General features: G+C 45.9%; 17 protein-coding genes. 5 read left to right on the forward strand and 12 right to left on the reverse strand.

Translation table 11 applies throughout. The features are described 5' to 3' along the window. Window positions 1–10 precede the first annotated feature (10 nt). Entirely contained in the window at window positions 11–895 is an 885-nt protein-coding gene (locus AACQ79_RS05595; protein ID WP_170898721.1) for a LysR family transcriptional regulator, read from the forward strand. Here AACQ79_RS05595 and AACQ79_RS05600 read toward each other — a convergent pair. Next, window positions 892–1,410 (reverse strand): DUF4442 domain-containing protein, encoded by a 519-nt coding sequence (locus AACQ79_RS05600; protein WP_010318688.1) that lies wholly within the window; start codon window positions 1,408–1,410, stop codon window positions 892–894. The two genes, AACQ79_RS05595 and AACQ79_RS05600, sit on opposite strands and share 4 nt — an antisense overlap. Window positions 1,411–1,624: 214 nt before the next feature. On the opposite strand from AACQ79_RS05600, the gene fcrX reads away from it, so the two are divergent. Continuing rightward, complete coding sequence (fcrX, locus tag AACQ79_RS05605) at window positions 1,625–2,074, forward strand: ferric iron uptake transcriptional regulator FcrX (RefSeq protein ID WP_010318689.1); 450 nt, start codon at window positions 1,625–1,627, stop codon at window positions 2,072–2,074. Window positions 2,075–2,189: 115 nt separating this feature from the next. Here fcrX and AACQ79_RS05610 read toward each other — a convergent pair whose 3' ends face one another. The 3 genes from AACQ79_RS05610 to fabB all read right to left on the reverse strand — a co-directional run bounded on the left by AACQ79_RS05610 (window position 2,190) and on the right by fabB (window position 5,770). Continuing rightward, window positions 2,190–3,203 (reverse strand): aspartate-semialdehyde dehydrogenase, encoded by a 1,014-nt coding sequence (locus tag AACQ79_RS05610; RefSeq protein ID WP_170898723.1) that lies wholly within the window; start codon window positions 3,201–3,203, stop codon window positions 2,190–2,192. Beyond that, the gene (locus AACQ79_RS05615) at window positions 3,187–4,332 is read right to left on the reverse strand and encodes a 4-phosphoerythronate dehydrogenase (protein WP_026028062.1); all 1,146 of its coding nucleotides are present in this window, start codon (window positions 4,330–4,332) and stop codon (window positions 3,187–3,189) included. Before AACQ79_RS05615 ends, AACQ79_RS05610 begins: the two co-directional genes overlap by 17 nt. 226 nt (window positions 4,333–4,558) lie before the next feature. Next, the gene (fabB, locus tag AACQ79_RS05620; RefSeq protein ID WP_013856332.1) at window positions 4,559–5,770 is read right to left on the reverse strand and encodes a beta-ketoacyl-ACP synthase I; all 1,212 of its coding nucleotides are present in this window, start codon (window positions 5,768–5,770) and stop codon (window positions 4,559–4,561) included. A 127-nt stretch (window positions 5,771–5,897) separates the two neighbouring features. Between fabB and mnmC the strand changes: the two genes are divergently transcribed. Next, window positions 5,898–7,925, forward strand: a complete 2,028-nt coding sequence (mnmC, locus tag AACQ79_RS05625; RefSeq protein WP_170898725.1) for a bifunctional tRNA (5-methylaminomethyl-2-thiouridine)(34)-methyltransferase MnmD/FAD-dependent 5-carboxymethylaminomethyl-2-thiouridine(34) oxidoreductase MnmC — start codon at window positions 5,898–5,900, stop codon at window positions 7,923–7,925. A 114-nt stretch (window positions 7,926–8,039) separates the two neighbouring features. On the opposite strand, the gene AACQ79_RS05630 is transcribed toward mnmC, so the two are convergent. The 3 genes from AACQ79_RS05630 to AACQ79_RS05640 form a co-directional block, all read right to left on the reverse strand. Then, window positions 8,040–8,564 (reverse strand): NADPH-dependent FMN reductase, encoded by a 525-nt coding sequence (locus tag AACQ79_RS05630; protein ID WP_026027294.1) that lies wholly within the window; start codon window positions 8,562–8,564, stop codon window positions 8,040–8,042. A 117-nt stretch (window positions 8,565–8,681) separates the two neighbouring features. Then, entirely contained in the window at window positions 8,682–8,945 is a 264-nt protein-coding gene (locus tag AACQ79_RS05635; protein WP_170898727.1) for a YfcL family protein, read from the reverse strand. A gap of 32 nt (window positions 8,946–8,977) precedes the next feature. Beyond that, window positions 8,978–9,508: an elongation factor P hydroxylase gene (locus AACQ79_RS05640; protein ID WP_170898729.1), complete on the reverse strand. Its 531-nt coding sequence runs from the start codon at window positions 9,506–9,508 to the stop codon at window positions 8,978–8,980. 234 nt (window positions 9,509–9,742) lie between these two features. On the opposite strand from AACQ79_RS05640, the gene AACQ79_RS05645 reads away from it, so the two are divergent. After that, a complete protein-coding gene (locus tag AACQ79_RS05645; RefSeq protein WP_026027295.1) occupies window positions 9,743–10,366 on the forward strand; it encodes a trimeric intracellular cation channel family protein in 624 nt (207 codons plus the stop codon). 166 nt (window positions 10,367–10,532) lie between these two features. Here the strand turns inward: AACQ79_RS05645 and aroC are convergent, their stop codons facing one another. Then, window positions 10,533–11,618: a chorismate synthase gene (gene aroC, locus AACQ79_RS05650; RefSeq protein ID WP_026028357.1), complete on the reverse strand. Its 1,086-nt coding sequence runs from the start codon at window positions 11,616–11,618 to the stop codon at window positions 10,533–10,535. Between the two features lie 184 nt (window positions 11,619–11,802). Further along, complete coding sequence (prmB, locus tag AACQ79_RS05655) at window positions 11,803–12,735, reverse strand: 50S ribosomal protein L3 N(5)-glutamine methyltransferase (protein ID WP_013856325.1); 933 nt, start codon at window positions 12,733–12,735, stop codon at window positions 11,803–11,805. A gap of 63 nt (window positions 12,736–12,798) precedes the next feature. Here prmB and smrB point away from each other — a divergent pair, with 63 nt between their 5' ends. Further along, window positions 12,799–13,329 (forward strand): endonuclease SmrB, encoded by a 531-nt coding sequence (gene smrB / locus AACQ79_RS05660; protein WP_013856324.1) that lies wholly within the window; start codon window positions 12,799–12,801, stop codon window positions 13,327–13,329. Window positions 13,330–13,385: 56 nt separating this feature from the next. On the opposite strand, the gene flhB is transcribed toward smrB, so the two are convergent. The 3 genes from flhB to fliQ are packed head-to-tail and all read right to left on the reverse strand — an operon-like array spanning window position 13,386 to window position 15,586. After that, window positions 13,386–14,516 carry a flagellar biosynthesis protein FlhB gene (gene flhB, locus AACQ79_RS05665; protein ID WP_170898731.1) on the reverse strand — a complete coding sequence of 377 codons (1,131 nt, stop codon included), beginning with the start codon at window positions 14,514–14,516 and terminating at the stop codon, window positions 13,386–13,388. Window positions 14,517–14,525: 9 nt separating this feature from the next. Next, entirely contained in the window at window positions 14,526–15,308 is a 783-nt protein-coding gene (fliR, locus tag AACQ79_RS05670; RefSeq protein ID WP_013856322.1) for a flagellar biosynthetic protein FliR, read from the reverse strand. An 8-nt stretch (window positions 15,309–15,316) separates the two neighbouring features. Next, complete coding sequence (gene fliQ, locus AACQ79_RS05675; protein ID WP_013856321.1) at window positions 15,317–15,586, reverse strand: flagellar biosynthesis protein FliQ; 270 nt, start codon at window positions 15,584–15,586, stop codon at window positions 15,317–15,319. Window positions 15,587–15,596: the final 10 nt, after the last annotated feature.

The following is a 15,596-nucleotide window of genomic DNA, read 5'->3' on the forward strand; positions in this document are numbered from 1 at the left end:
AGGAGATATTATGGATATTAAAGCACTGCGCTATTTTGTTGAATTGGTCAATCAACAAAGCTTTACCCGCGCATCCGAGCAACTGTTCGTCACCCAACCCACCATCAGTAAGATGATCCGCAGTCTAGAGCAGGAAATTGAACAGCCACTATTACATCGTGAAGGTCGACGTTTCTGGCTTACCGATGCAGGAGAGGTTGTCTATCAAAGAGCGCTAGAGATCTTAGCGCAGATGTCTCAGTTAGAAGCCGAACTGGTCGATCTCAATCAGGTAAAGCGTGGACAACTGCATCTCGGAATTCCACCAATGGTTGGACACCTTTACGCAGGTCTGATCCGCCAATACCGTCAAACCTACCCTAATGTAGAGCTCACCATCGTTGAGTATGGCGGACGTAAAATAGAGCAAGCTATCCTCAATGGCGAAATTGACGTCGCCGTCACCATGCTTTCGCCTCATCCGATTGATAATCTGCGGTCACTCTCCTTAGACAGTTACCCCATTTGCGCCGTACTCCCCGATTCATCTCCTTGGAAGCAGCAAGAAGCCATCAGTTGGGAGCAACTACAAAATGAGCCATTTTACCTCTATACCCATGATTTTACGCTGAGTGACTACATCCACTCATTCTGCCTACAACATGGATTTACACCACAAGTTGCGGCGCGCAGTAGCCAGTGGGATTTTTTAGTCGCGTTGGTCAAAAGTGGCGTAGGCGTTGCCTTTCTACCCGAACCACTTTGTCGACGAATTCAAGGAGAAGGCGTCTTAGTCAAACCGATGACACCCAGTATTGATTGGCACTTAGGATTAATATGGCACGCGGAACGGTACGTTTCTCGCACCGCCGAAGCTTGGATTGAGCTGTGTCAAATGCAGAATGAACAGCCTTAACGGTCACAAAAAGTAACCATTTTGTCTGCATCACTCTCTTCTCTGTATTTAGGTTTTTTGCGCACGTACAATTTACGTTGCACTTCAGAGACCACTTCGCCTTTGGCATCCTTAACATGGATAACAAATTCCGGAAAGCATTTATCCCCATTGGCCGTGCTCACTAAGATTGAATCCAGTTGGTCTTGCGTTATCAGAAACTCCGCATACAAATCAGAATGGCCCGGTTTGATAAAGTTGATGCTGGCCTCTTTGTCCCATACATAATATTGCTCACCCAAAATCCCCATTAACATCAAAGAGTAAACAGGGTCCGTGAGAGAGAAAATGCTGCCACCATATTGAGTGCGATTGGCATTTTTGTTCCACCACCGCAGCTTTAGGCGCATTTTCACCTGACGGAAGTCGCTACTAATTTCATCAATGTGGATACCAGCGCCCCAAAAAGGAGGCCAGCTATTTAACGCCCACTTAACAATATTTGGCTTATAAAATCTTGCTAAAGAGTGATTCATTCCGTGCTCACCTTTTAAACCTATCGACTCAATCACTAATAAATGTTACGCAATTGTAACTGGTAAGAGCTGTTATATCAGTGATATTGCGCGGCTTTGTGACAAATATAAAGTAACCCTTTGAACTTCGTGGTTTATTGTTAGCAGTGACTCCCCTATAATGATCGCAATTATGAATTCTGTTAACTGCTGCAGATCATCAACAGGAAAGTGTATGTCAGATAATAACCAAGCGCTCAAGGATGCAGGTCTTAAAGTTACCCTTCCTAGGCTAAAAATTTTAGAAGTGCTACAGCAGCCTGAGTGCCAACATATCAGCGCTGAAGAACTGTATAAGAAATTGATTGATCTTGGTGAAGAAATCGGTCTTGCGACTGTTTATCGAGTATTAAACCAATTTGATGATGCGGGTATTGTCACTCGTCACCATTTTGAAGGTGGAAAATCCGTTTTTGAACTTTCAACACAACACCACCACGACCACTTAGTGTGCTTAGATTGTGGTGAAGTGATTGAGTTTTCAGATGAGGTGATCGAACAACGCCAAAGAGAGATTGCCGAGCAATATAATGTACAGCTCACCAATCACAGTCTTTATCTATATGGTAAATGTGCCGACGGCAGTTGCAAGCAGAACCCTAACGCGCACAAGTCAAAAAGATAGCCATCATTCTCAGCCTTGAGCTGGACGATAATAAAAAAGCCGGGTGAATCAATCACTCGGCTTTTTTGTGTAGAGAGAAAGGAGTGGTAAGCCACTCCTTTTTACTAGGTATTAATTAGAAATAATCTCGAATCAACACTTCCGCAATTTGTACCGCATTTGTTGCAGCGCCTTTTCTCACGTTATCTGCCACTACCCACATGTTAATGCCACTGTGGTGACTGATATCGTTGCGAATACGCCCTACAAGAACCGTATCCTTCCCTCCCGCATCGCGAACTTGCGTGGGGAAATCATTCCCGCTGAATACTTCAATACCTTCAATTTTCTCTAATAACTCAATAACTTGCTCAGCATCAATCGGTAAGCGTGTTTCAATATGCAGTGACTCAGCATGGCCGTAAAAAACTGGTACGCGTACACAAGTTGGGTTGACCATAATGGTTGAGTCATTGAATATTTTTTGCGTTTCCCACACCATTTTCATCTCTTCCTTGGTGTAACCATTATCCATAAACTGGTCGATTTGTGGGATGCAGTTAAACGCAATTTGCTGGCTAAACACATCAGGATCGGCCGAAACACCGTTTAACAGCCTTGCGGTTTGTCCCGCCAACTCATCAATGCCTGACTTCCCAGCTCCTGAAACGGACTGATAAGTTGATACGTTAATTCGCTCGATACCCACAGCGTCGTGAATCGGCTTTAACGCCACCAACATTTGGATGGTTGAGCAGTTTGGGTTCGCAATAATATTGCGGTTACGGAAATCCGCAATCGCTTCAGGGTTCACTTCAGGCACAACAAGTGGGATATCGTACTCATAGCGGAAATGTGAGGTGTTATCGATGACTACCACGCCTTCTTCTGTGGCAATAGGAGCCCATTTTGCGGACAATTCACCACCAGCGGAAAACAGTGCAATCTGAACTTGTGACCAATCGAAATCTTCAACATTTTGTACTTGTATGGTCTTACCATTGAAGCGGTAGAATTTACCTTCACTACGCTCACTGGCAAGTAGGTAAAGTTCACCAACGGGGAATTTGCGATCTTTGAGCACTTCAAGCATGGTTTCACCAACCGCGCCGGTTGCTCCTAAAATAGCGATATTAAATTCTTGGCTCATTTGTTACCTCTGTTTTAAAACCTAATTTAGCTAAGGGAGTGAGATCACACGACTCACTACCGACGACAGTCATCGCGCTATATTCTCTTCTATCCCAATAAAGTTTACGCATTTGATCAAAAGCACCTGGTTTGCCAATTTCACGGCGAAACAAGGCGTCATCTTTGCGTACGTCATAAATCAATTGGGTTAAACTGTGTAATGTTTCCTCATCCCAACCGCGTGATAAATACACTTTGGCAATGGGAGTCTCGGGTAATAAACTACTGGCATTCGCGCAATGGTCATCGCCAAGATACTCACAAAAACTATTGAAAATCATGGTCGTGCCTCGGGCTTTACCTTCTAACCCATAGCCAGCCACATGCGGCGTCGCAAAGGCGAGCAAAGGCAGCAGTTCCATATCCACTTCAGGTTCAAATTCAAACACGTCTAAAGCGGCAATAAAACCATCATTTTTCTGTAGGCGTTGTTTCAGCGCTTGGTTATCCACCACAGGGCCACGAGCCGCGTTGATCAAAATCTGATCACTGCGCAACTGGGCAAGTCGAACTTCATCAATCAAGTGATGGGTTGGCCATTCACCACTTTTAGTAATGGGTGTATGCAGCGTAATGACATCCGCTTTATCAAGTAAAACATCAAGATGAGTAAACTCGCGGCAATCACCTTGTGCTTGTTTTGGGGGATCGTTGAGCAGCACATTAATGCCAATCCCCGCTAAACACTCGGCTAAATAGCTGCCGACTTGACCAGCACCAATAATGCCAACGGTTTTCTCTAAGGCAGAAAAACCATGCTGCTGTGCTAACACCATCAGTACACTGAAAACATACTCAGCCACTCCCACCTTATTACACCCCGGTGCGGCAGTAAAAAAGATGCCTCTTTCAGCCAAAAGCGCTTGATCAACGTGGTCCATACCTGCCGTCGCCGTACCAACAAACTTTAATTTATTGGCTTTCGCTAATAGTGCTTGATTTACTTTCGTAACAGAACGAATCATCAAGGCGTCAACGTCGATAAGATCATCAGCCGTTAAGCTTCTACCGGGTTTCAACACCACCTCACCAAGCTGGCTAAATAACGATTCAGCATAAGGCATGTTTTCATCAATAAGGATTTTCATAGCGGAGTTCACAATTTTCGAAATTGAAGGAATTGTGCAGAAAAGCGCACAGACTGTCGAGAAGAAATCCCGCTTTCCATAAAAATGCCCGGCTCCTCACGGAAACCGGGCAAAAACCCAGAACAAAAGGATCCCGTCCCGCTCTCCATGGGACAGAGTCTGCGTCTGTTCGATCAGCTAAGCTGACCCGCTCTGGAAACCTTTTTATTAGAGGTGTGTAGGCTCATTAGCCTTGATACTTTTTGATCACTAGCGTCGCGTTCGTACCGCCAAAACCAAAGCTGTTAGACATCACAGTGGTTAGCTCTTGCTCGCGCATTTCGGTCACAATATCAAGGCCATCAGCCGCTGGATCTAAATTGTCAATGTTGATGCTTGGCGCGATAAAGCCGTGGTGAAGCATCAAGGTAGAGTAGATGGCTTCATGCACACCTGCCGCACCCAATGCGTGGCCAGTCATTGCTTTTGTTGCCGAGATAGCTGGGCTGTTGCCAGCGAACACTTCTTGAATGGCACCCAACTCTTTTACATCACCGACAGGTGTGGAAGTACCATGTGTATTGACATAATCCACACTATCTACCGCTTGCATTGCCATCTTCATGCAACGCACAGCGCCTTCACCTGATGGAGCCACCATGTCGTAGCCATCGGATGTCGCACCGTAACCGACGATTTCACCGTAAATTTTTGCGCCGCGAGCCAGTGCATGCTCAAGCTCTTCAACCACAACCATGCCGCCGCCGCCTGAAATCACGAAACCATCGCGGTCAGCATCGTAAGTACGTGACGCTTTTTCTGGTGTTTCGTTGTACTTAGTTGACAACGCACCCATTGCATCAAACATCATAGTTAAAGACCAATCGAGCTCTTCACCACCACCTGCAAACACAACATCTTGCTTACCCAATTGGATAAGTTCCATTGCGTGACCAATACAGTGAGCCGACGTCGCACAAGCGGAGCTCATGGTGTAGTTGACGCCACGGATTTTAAATGGCGTAGCAAGACAGGCTGAAACAGTCGAAGACATAGTACGTGGAACCATGTAAGGACCAACGCGCTTCACGCCTTTTGTGCGCAATGTGTCGACAGCAATAACTTGGTTATACGACGACGCACCGCCAGAACCAGCCACAATACCAGTGCGGTCATTAGAGACCTGCTCTGGTGCTAAACCTGAATCGGCAATCGCTTGTTCCATTGATAGGTATGCAAACGCGGCCGCATCACCCATAAAACGCATCTGTTTGCGATCAATATGGTCAGCAGGGTTCATTTTCAGGCTACCCCACACTTGAGAGCGTAAACCGTTCTCTTTGAACTGCTCAGAAGCGGTAATACCTGATTTGCCTGCTTTTAGAGACGCTAAAACTTCTTCGACGTTGTTACCGATACTTGAAACAATACCCATACCGGTGATTACGACTCGTTTCATGTGACATTCCTATAATTCAAAATTCGCTTAGATAATAACTAAGAAGAATAACAAAAGTGGTCAGCTTTCTCAGAAATTCGTACAATCTCGAGCTATATATCGCCCGATTTCACAGAATTACACCATTATGACCAGCATAACCAACGCAACACTGGGTTGGAATGAAGCGGGCACACCCGTTTCCGACCAATTCGATGACGTTTACTTTTCCAACGTTAACGGCCTAGAAGAGACGCGTTACGTGTTTCTTTCCCAAAATCATATACCACAAAGATGGCACCAGTATGACCAAAAACGATTCGTCATTGCCGAAACGGGGTTCGGCACTGGGTTAAATTTTCTCGCTGTATGGCAAGAATTTGATGCGTTTAGGCAACAAAACCCAAATGCGCCATTGCAAGCGCTGCATTTTATCAGTTTTGAAAAATATCCGCTCAATAAACACGACTTGATAACAGCGCACCAAGCGTGGCCTGAATTAGCGACTTATGCGAAAAAGCTTCAACAACACTACCCGATTGCAGTACCAGAATGTCATCGCATTGTTCTTGATGATGGCGCCATTACCCTTGATCTTTGGTTCGGGGATATCAAAGAGTGTATGCCGCAAGTTCCCACGACTGAGCAAGGCGTGGTAGACGCATGGTTTTTGGATGGTTTTGCTCCCAGTAAAAACCCTGAAATGTGGAATCAAACGCTGTTTGAGAATATGGCCAAACTGGCGAAACACAAAGCCACGTGCGCCACTTTTACCGCCGCAGGTTTTGTACGACGCGGATTGATAGAAGCAGGCTTTTCGATGAAAAAAGTGAAAGGCTTTGGCACCAAAAGAGAAATGATTGCTGGTCAACTGGAACACAAAACGCCGTACAGCAATATAAAACCTTGGTTTGCGATTGCGCCGACGACCAATGTTACCGACGTAGCGATCATCGGCGGCGGCATTGCTAGTGCCACATTAGCTAAAATGCTCAATCGCCGCGGTATCAATGTCAGCGTGTATTGCGCTGATGATAAAGCCGCTCAAGGTGCTTCAGGTAACCGACAAGGTGCGGTTTACCCACTGCTGAATAAAAACCACAGTGGTGTATCGCGTGTTTTTGCGCCCGCTTTTCTGTTTGCTCGGCAATTTGTTGAGCAAATGGCGCAAACCGTCCCTTTTGATCATGATTGGTGTGGTGTGACCCAATTAATGTGGGATGAAAAATCGACCCAAAAACAAATGGCGATGCTTGAAGGGAAATTTAACCCTCAGCTAATGCACTACTGCGATCAACAAGCAACGTTACAAAACGTCGGCTTACCGACTGACATGGTCAGCTTACATTACCCACTCGGAGGATGGCTTTGCCCTGCTCAACTGACACAAGGCCTGTTTGACCAATTAAGCCAAAGTGAGCGATTCAACGCCTATTTCAATCACAAGGTGGAGTCTTTGCGCTGGGATGAAATACAGCGGCAGTGGACATTAAGTGTTAATGGTAGCGAAAAGCACCATCAGTGTGTGGTCATTGCAAACGGTCATCAATTTGACCATTTCGTGCAAACTCAAGCGTTGCCACTTGGTAAAGTGAAAGGACAAGTGAGCCATATTCCAACCTCAGAAACATTGCAAAAGCTGAGCAGCGTGTTGTGTTACGACGGCTATATGACGCCGCACAACCCCAACACTCAACAGCACTGCATTGGCGCAAGCTATGACCGAAGTCAAATCAACCAAGCATTCGATGCGGCGGCGCAGCAAGAGAATGGACAACGCTTAACCCGTTGTATTAACGACCAAAACTGGACACAGCAAGTCGATACATCTAGCAATCAATCTCGCCAAGGCGTTCGCTGTGTCAGCCGCGATCATTTGCCGTTTGTCGGGAATGTGGGCAACTTTGAACAGATCAAGCTCGACTACCAGCCGTTAACGCCCCAAGATCCGCAACAGACTCCATCTGTGGCTCACTATCCTCATTTGTACTGCATGCTCGGGCTAGGATCGCGAGGGCTAAGTTCTGCGCCATTAATGGCTGAGTTGCTGGCTTCACAAATGAGTGGCGATCCACTTCCGCTTGCTGTTGATGTTCTCGAAACGCTTCATCCAAGTCGAATGTGGGTGAGAAAACTCAAAAAAGGCAAAGCCATCACCGAACGTACTCCTCGATAAAACCCGTCATAGAAAAAAGCCTTACTTATCCAGCAAGGCTTTTTTAATGCTCACTTTTTCACGCGAAAAGCCGTGAAACTTAACGTGAGACGAACTTAAAACGAGACACGAAAGCTATACGAGCTTCGCAACCGCGTCTTTCAATTGTGCCGCCACTTCTGGGTTAGTCACTTGACCCGTAGCCAAGTCAAAATTGTCATAAAAACTCGGTACCGAGACAGACGCTTTTACATTACCACCAAAATAAGGAGCAGAATTATTTGCCGCCGCCAAAACCGATTGCGCGCCACCAGGACCAGGAGAGCTGGCTAGGTAAACAGCAGGTTTACCTTTGAATAGTTCACGGTCAATGCGTGTTGCCCAGTCAAATAAATTTTTGTACGCCGCTGGGTAGTGACCATTATGCTCAGCAAAAGAGATAACAAACGCATCCGCTTGAGCAAGATCACGCAGAAAAGCTTGAGCGCCTTCGGCTTGACCAAGCTCTTTTTCAAGATCTTCGCTAAACATAGGAACGGTATAGTTGTTAATATCAAGCACCACCACGTCTGCACCTTCGATGAGGTGAGCGGTGTAAGTGGCCAATGCTTTATTGATTGAAGTTGAGCTGTTTGATGCTCCAAATGCGATGACTTTCATGGTGTTGCCCTTGTGTGTTCGAATATGGCTTAAGCATAGCGATCGCACAAATTAACAACAACCATAAAAATTTTACGGACTCATTCAAAGAATTCGAATGAGTTAAGTGTGGTCACCTTAAGCTTGGTTGTGAAGCTCGGTCCATAAATCGAACACAATCACACGGTCTGCAGGCGTAAGCTCTGTGCGCGCTTGCTCTAGGCTTTGCTCAATTCGTGCTTTAAACAGAGATAGATCGTCAATTCCTTCATCTTCACACGCGGCTACAGACAAAGAAATATGACCTCGCAAATAACCACCCGCAAACAATTCATCGTCCGATGCCGTCGCAATACGTGAATCAATCATTTCCAGCAGTTTTTCTTCAAATCCAATAATCATACAACTCTCATTTTCTCTTATTATTTAGCTAGTTACCTGATAATAAAGTGCTCTAGCCTTAATTCTGTCGTACTATAAAAAGCACGCAATGCATCTGACAGCATCTTTACTCGGGGTGGAAGGCCTCCCTGTAAAATAGAGACTACCTCACGATGTACCTGAGTCATAAAGGCGATGCGGTCTGGTTCAAAATCGCCGTGTAGGTTGTCACAACTCACAGTAAAAGGAAAGCCAGCACTGACCGATAAAATCCACTCATACGCTTGAGGGCGGATCTCGACTTTTTCAAATTCGGCTTGGACTTGCGCGGTTCGCCCGTCTGGTTGATACCAATAGCCAAAATCTTCCATCAATCGCCGTTCAGGCCCGGCGACGCACCAATGCGCGATTTCGTGCAGTGCCGAGGCAAAGAATCCCCGTGCGAAAATGATGCGGTGATGATTAATTTGCGCATCAGCAGGCAAGTAAATCGGCTCATCACCACCGAGCTCTAAACGCGTATTGAATGGATCAAAAAAAGTGTCATTGAACAGGGAGATCAAGTCTTGGTAGTGATGTGTCATCGCTCAGTCATGCAGGCAAAAATTTCTCAACGCATTCTCTTATTTTTCTGTAGTCAGGTAAAGCCATTCAATCGCCTCACTTCATTAGTTTTATTAATCGGTCAAACGGTTTCTTGGCATAAAATCTCATTCGCCATCGCCTGACTTTACTACTACACTTGCGCCTCCATTTTTAAGTTCAACCGCTTTCTCGGTTCTTATATACCTAAGGAAGTGCTGTCGGAGTACCGCATTATGTTGCTCAGTGTTTTATATATTATTGGTATTACTGCCGAAGCGATGACTGGCGCATTGAGTGCAGGCCGTCGAAAAATGGATTGGTTCGGTGTGATGTTAGTAGCGAGTGCCACTGCGATTGGAGGCGGTACGGTGAGGGATATTTTACTCGGCCATTATCCGCTAGGTTGGGTGAAGAATCCGGAGTTTTTAGCCATTACCTGTATCGCAGGCGTTCTCACCACAGGCTTAGCTAAATGGGTAATCAAACTCAAAGGGTTGTTCATTCGTTTAGATGCATTGGGGCTAATTGTGTTCAGTATCATAGGCACAAAAGTCGCAATGGGCATGGGTTTGCATCCCGGCATTTGTATGGTTTCTGCGTTGGTCACTGGGGTGTTTGGTGGGTTATTACGCGATTTAATCTGCAGACAAACGCCACTGGTACTGCATGAAGAACTCTACGCTTCGGTTTCATTAGTCGCTTCAGGGCTTTATTTAACCTTACTCGCATTCGGCATCAATGATGTCACCAGCACGATAGTAACGCTTATTGTGGGTTATTTATTGCGTATGGCGGCAGTGCGTTTTAAATGGCGTTTGCCTTCTTTCCAGCTTGATGCTGAAAATCAGATTCATTAGCCACAATCCGATGTTAGATATTCCGATGTTAGATATTTAGTTAGTTAGCTGACTTGTTTCGATAAAAAATTCATTCAGCCGCGGAAATTGGCCAAACAGAAAATTGCTTAAAACAAAAGCGCCCTAACAAGAAGGGCGCTTTTCATTTTAATTCGGTTATGCTGGATTAGATTTTAGGCGTTTCTGTTTGAACCGCAAAATTCTGCCCGCGATGACGAAGTAAGTGGTCCATCAACACAATCGCCAGCATTGCTTCGGCAATGGGCACGGCGCGAATACCAACGCAAGGATCATGGCGACCTTTCGTGATAAGTTGTGTGGGTTCACCCGTGCGAGTAATGGTATCGCCAGGTACTGTAATACTTGACGTGGGTTTAAGTGCAATACTGGCAACAATATCTTGTCCAGTCGAAATACCGCCTAAAATACCGCCAGCATGATTTGAGCGAAAGCCGTTCGGTGTTAGAGGATCTCGATGCTGGCTGCCTTTTTGCTGCACGACATCAAAACCGTCACCAATCTCTACCCCTTTCACCGCATTAATGCTCATCAAAGCATGCGCAATATCCGCATCTAGACGATCAAATACCGGCTCACCTAAACCAACAGGCAGGTTGGTCGCGACAACTTGAATTTTTGCACCGATCGAATCACCTTCTTTTTTCAAATCACGGATCAGTTGGTCGAATGCCGCCACTTTGTCTGCATCTGGACAGAAAAAGGCGTTATTCTCAATTTCATTCCAATCCACTTTATCGATACAAACATCACCCATTTGTGACAAGTAAGCGCGAATTTCAACCCCAAATTCTTGTTTGAGATATTTCTTCGCAATGGCTCCCGCTGCCACTCGCATCGCTGTCTCTCGTGCTGATGAACGGCCACCACCACGATAGTCGCGAATGCCATATTTTTGGTGGTAGGTATAATCGGCATGACCGGGGCGAAACTTGTCTTTAATGTCTGAATAATCGGTTGAACGTTGGTCGGTATTTTCAATTAATAGACCAATCGATGTACCTGTGGTTTTCCCCTCAAATACACCAGAAAGAATTTTGACTTCATCCGCTTCACGGCGCTGCGTTGTATAGCGAGATGTGCCAGGACGGCGACGATCTAGGTCTATCTGTAAGTCAGCTTCTGTAATTTCTAAGCCCGGAGGGCATCCGTCGACGATACATCCTAGTGCGATACCGTGACTTTCTCCGAATGTCATCACTCGAAAATGTTGTCCGATACTGTTTCCTGCCATTACTTCCTCAATATTGATGACACAGAGCGACATGCTCCCTATCACCGATTCATTCTATTGTTCGTGGATTCATAGTGGCTTTATTACGAAATGATGTAAAGCCCCAAAATAAAGCAATGTGTATTTTTCTAATGGATAAAAAAACGCCAGCACTGTGGCTGGCGTTTTTCTTATGCGTACGGCATTAGTCGATATAAAGCGCAAAGTCGCTAGCGCAATCAACCAACTGCTGGCGAGTCAGCATGAATACGCCATGCCCACCATTTTCAAACTCAAGCCAAGTAAACGGAATGTGGTCGTATTGGTTCATCATATGCACCATCGAATTGCCCACTTCACAGATCAAAATACCGTTATCGGTGAGATACCCCGCCGCATTGGCCAAAATACGACGCACCAATTTCAAACCATCGGTACCGGCGGCTAAGCCGAGTTCTGGTTCATGTTTGAACTCTTTGGGCAAACTATTCATATCTTCTTGATCCACATACGGTGGATTCGACACGATTAGGTCATATTTCTCTTTTGGCAAATCACGGAATAGATCGGAACGGATCGGGAAAACTTGTTGCTCCATACCGTGATCTTGAATATTTTGCTCTGCCACTTGCAGTGCGTCGGTTGAGATATCAATCGCATCCACTTCAGCATCAGGGAACGCGTGGGCGCACGCAATGGCGATGCAACCGCTGCCAGTACACAAATCCATAATGCGCACAGGCTCGTCGATCAACCAAGGTTGGAACTGCGCTTCAATCAATTCGCCAATCGGTGAACGTGGCACCAGTACTCGCTCATCCACATAAAACTCAAGGCCACAGAACCACGCTTTATTAGTTAAATAGGCGATAGGAGTACGTTCATTAATGCGCTTAATCACCCGTTCAACAATACGCAGACGTTCGCTGCCTGTTAAACGAGAATTCAGTACATGCGGAGGAACATCAATCGGAAGATAGAGTGTCGGTAGGATTAGCTGAACGGCTTCATCCCACGCATTATCGGTCCCATGACCATAAAATAAGTTGGCGGCATTAAAACGGCTGACCGTCCAACGAATCATATCTTGAAGCGTGTGAAGTTCAGAAACCGCCTCTTCTACAAAAATCTTATCCAAAATTGCCTCCGAAAAGCGCTACAATACTGCCAATATCGATCTGTTAGAAAATGACCAAACCCAATGAGCCAAAAAGAGACCGAACACGATGACGCTTTCGACTTGTTTCGGGATGCAGTAAAGGGCGTTAAAAAGTTGCGACAGGATACCATAATCCAGCCGCCAAACAGAAACCCCAAACAAAAAGAAATCCGCCGTATTGCTCGGGAAGCCAGCGATACCGAATTTTATTTTTCCGATGAGTTTATACCAAAACTCAGCGATGAAGGCCCGACACGCTATGCTCGTGATGATGTGTCGAAATATGAAGTTAAACGGTTAAGACGTGGCGTCTATGTGCCGGATGTATTTTTGGATATGCACGGCATGACACAGCAAGAAGCGAAACGAGAGCTCGGGGCGATGGTTGCTTATTGTGTGAAAGAAAATATTCACTGCGCTTGTGTCCAACATGGGATCGGTAAACACATTCTCAAACAAAAAGTTCCTCTCTGGCTCGCTCAACATCCTGATGTGATGGCGTTTCATCAAGCCCCCCTTGAATTTGGCGGGCATGGCGCGGTATTGGTGCTGCTTTCTATTCCTGATAAGTGATTTAAACTGACGCTAACTTCAGCATTAACGCTTTTGCTCCAGCATAACGATGAGGATTAATGTCGTAAATCCGGTGGAATCGGCATGTTATTTTCATCGAGTTTGGGTCTTTGGTCACCGCGTTTACGATACTGCTTAATCTGAAAGACATAAGCCAGTACCTGCGCAACCGCCACGAAAAGCCCGTCGGGGATCTCCTGTTCAAGATCGGTTGTGTGATAAAGCGCTCGAGCCAAAGGCGGTGCGGGGATGATGTGTATATCATGCGCACGTGCTACTTCACGAATTTTCATCGCCATGTGATCGACGCCTTTAGCCACCACAATCGGTGCTTTATCCGTATTTTGTTTATAGCGCAGCGCAACTGAGAAGTGTTCTGGGTTGGTGATGATTACATCCGCTTGTGGCACTTCCGCCATCATCCGCCGCTGGGCCGCTTCACGCTGCAACATCCGAATTCGGCCTTTAACCTCAGGTTTTCCTTCCGTATCTTTGTATTCGTCTTTTACTTCTTGCTTGGTCATTTTTAATTGGTCAGCGTGCTGCCAGATTTGGAATGGGATATCGATGGCGACCACGACCAATAAAGAACAACTGATCAGCAACACGAAGTTGAGCAAAATATCGAGCGCATGGAAAATATTTTGTGGATAGACATCCATGCTCAGTTGAAATAGATCTTCTTTCGATGCATTGATCAGATAAAAAGCAACGCCAGAAACAAGCAGTACTTTTAAAATGGACTTAAATAACTCAACCCAACTTTGCAAACCGAACATACGTTTTAAGCCACTGAGCGGGTTCATTTTGGAGGGCTTTGGCATCGCAGCTTCGACAGAAAAGTTAATTCCACCAATGCCAGCCGCGCCAATTAATGCAGCAATAAATAACGTAATTAAGATAAGCGAGAGTGGCAATATCAGGGTCGCAAGAGAACCAGCCGCAATATCAAACAACTTTCCGAGATCAAACACTTCTTCTCGGCTTAAGTTGAAGATTCGACCCATCAAAGCGTACAAGGCTCGGGCTAACGATTCGCCAAACCACATCAATGCAATCGCACCCACTACCAGTACCGAAACGGACGCTAACTCTTTTGAACGAGCGACTTGACCTTTTTTTCGCGCCTCGTCCAATCGCTTGGGCGTGGCGTCTTCGGTACGTTCTTGACCGTCTGACTCTGCCAAACACGCCTCCTAACAGTTCATACGGATAAGGCGACAAATTTGTTGCTCGCCTTCTAACCAGAATAGTTCGTAGTGACTATACAGGCCGCCTAAAATATACCAACAGAGTAACAAGCCGACCAAAAGCGCAAACGCAAAACCCAACGAGAAAATGTTGAGCTGAGGGGCTGCACGAGTCATCACACCAAATGATAAGTTGACGGTTAATAGCGCAATGATGCCAGAAAGAGACATACTCAGCGCCACTTTAAACATAATTCCCAGCCACAATGCGAGCTCACGAAAATCCACGGTCGTTAATGCCCCATCGCCAATAGGCAAGGTTTTGAAACTGAATACCACCAGTTGGATCATCTTTAAATGACCATCGGTTGCTAAGAAGAACAAGGTCGCTAAAAACATAAACAATTGACCAAGCAAAGGGGTGTTCTGCCCGTTTACGGGGTCGACCATTGAAGCAAAACCTAAGCTGGCTTGCATACCCAATATTTGGCCAAGCATAACAAAGGTTTGGATTATAAACTGGGTGATCATGCCCATTGCAACGCCAATAATAATCTGCTCAAAGGTGGTCAAAAAACCTTTAAATGAAAGTAGTTCAACGGTCTCTGAAACGGCAGGAATCGCGGGCATCACGGCGAAGGTAATAGCCAAACCTAAGTAGAGCCGCACTCGGGTCGGAACAAAGCGGGCCCCAGTGACTGACATCACCATCAGCATGGCGGAAATACGAGTGTAGGGCCAAAAATAGCTAGCAATCCACTCTAAAACGAGGCTTGTTGGGTACTCCATTCAAGCTCCTAGTACAGTACCTGTGGTAGCCGTTCAACGATAGAGAAGAAATACTCCATCAACATCTGCGTCATCCAATGGGCAAAGAACATCAGTGCCAGTAACGTCACAATGAGACGCGGTAAAAAGCTCAACGTCTGTTCGTTAATTGAGGTCGCGGCTTGGAAAATGGCGACCACTAAGCCAATCAACAAACTCGGGATGATGATGGCGCACACCATGATAAGCACCATCCACAGTGCGTCTCGAAACAGCTCAACAAAGACTTCAGGAGTCATTCGCGCCCCC

It is taken from the genome of Vibrio sp. 3-2(1) (assembly GCF_963887575.1).
Lineage (GTDB): Bacteria > Pseudomonadota > Gammaproteobacteria > Enterobacterales > Vibrionaceae > Vibrio > Vibrio anguillarum.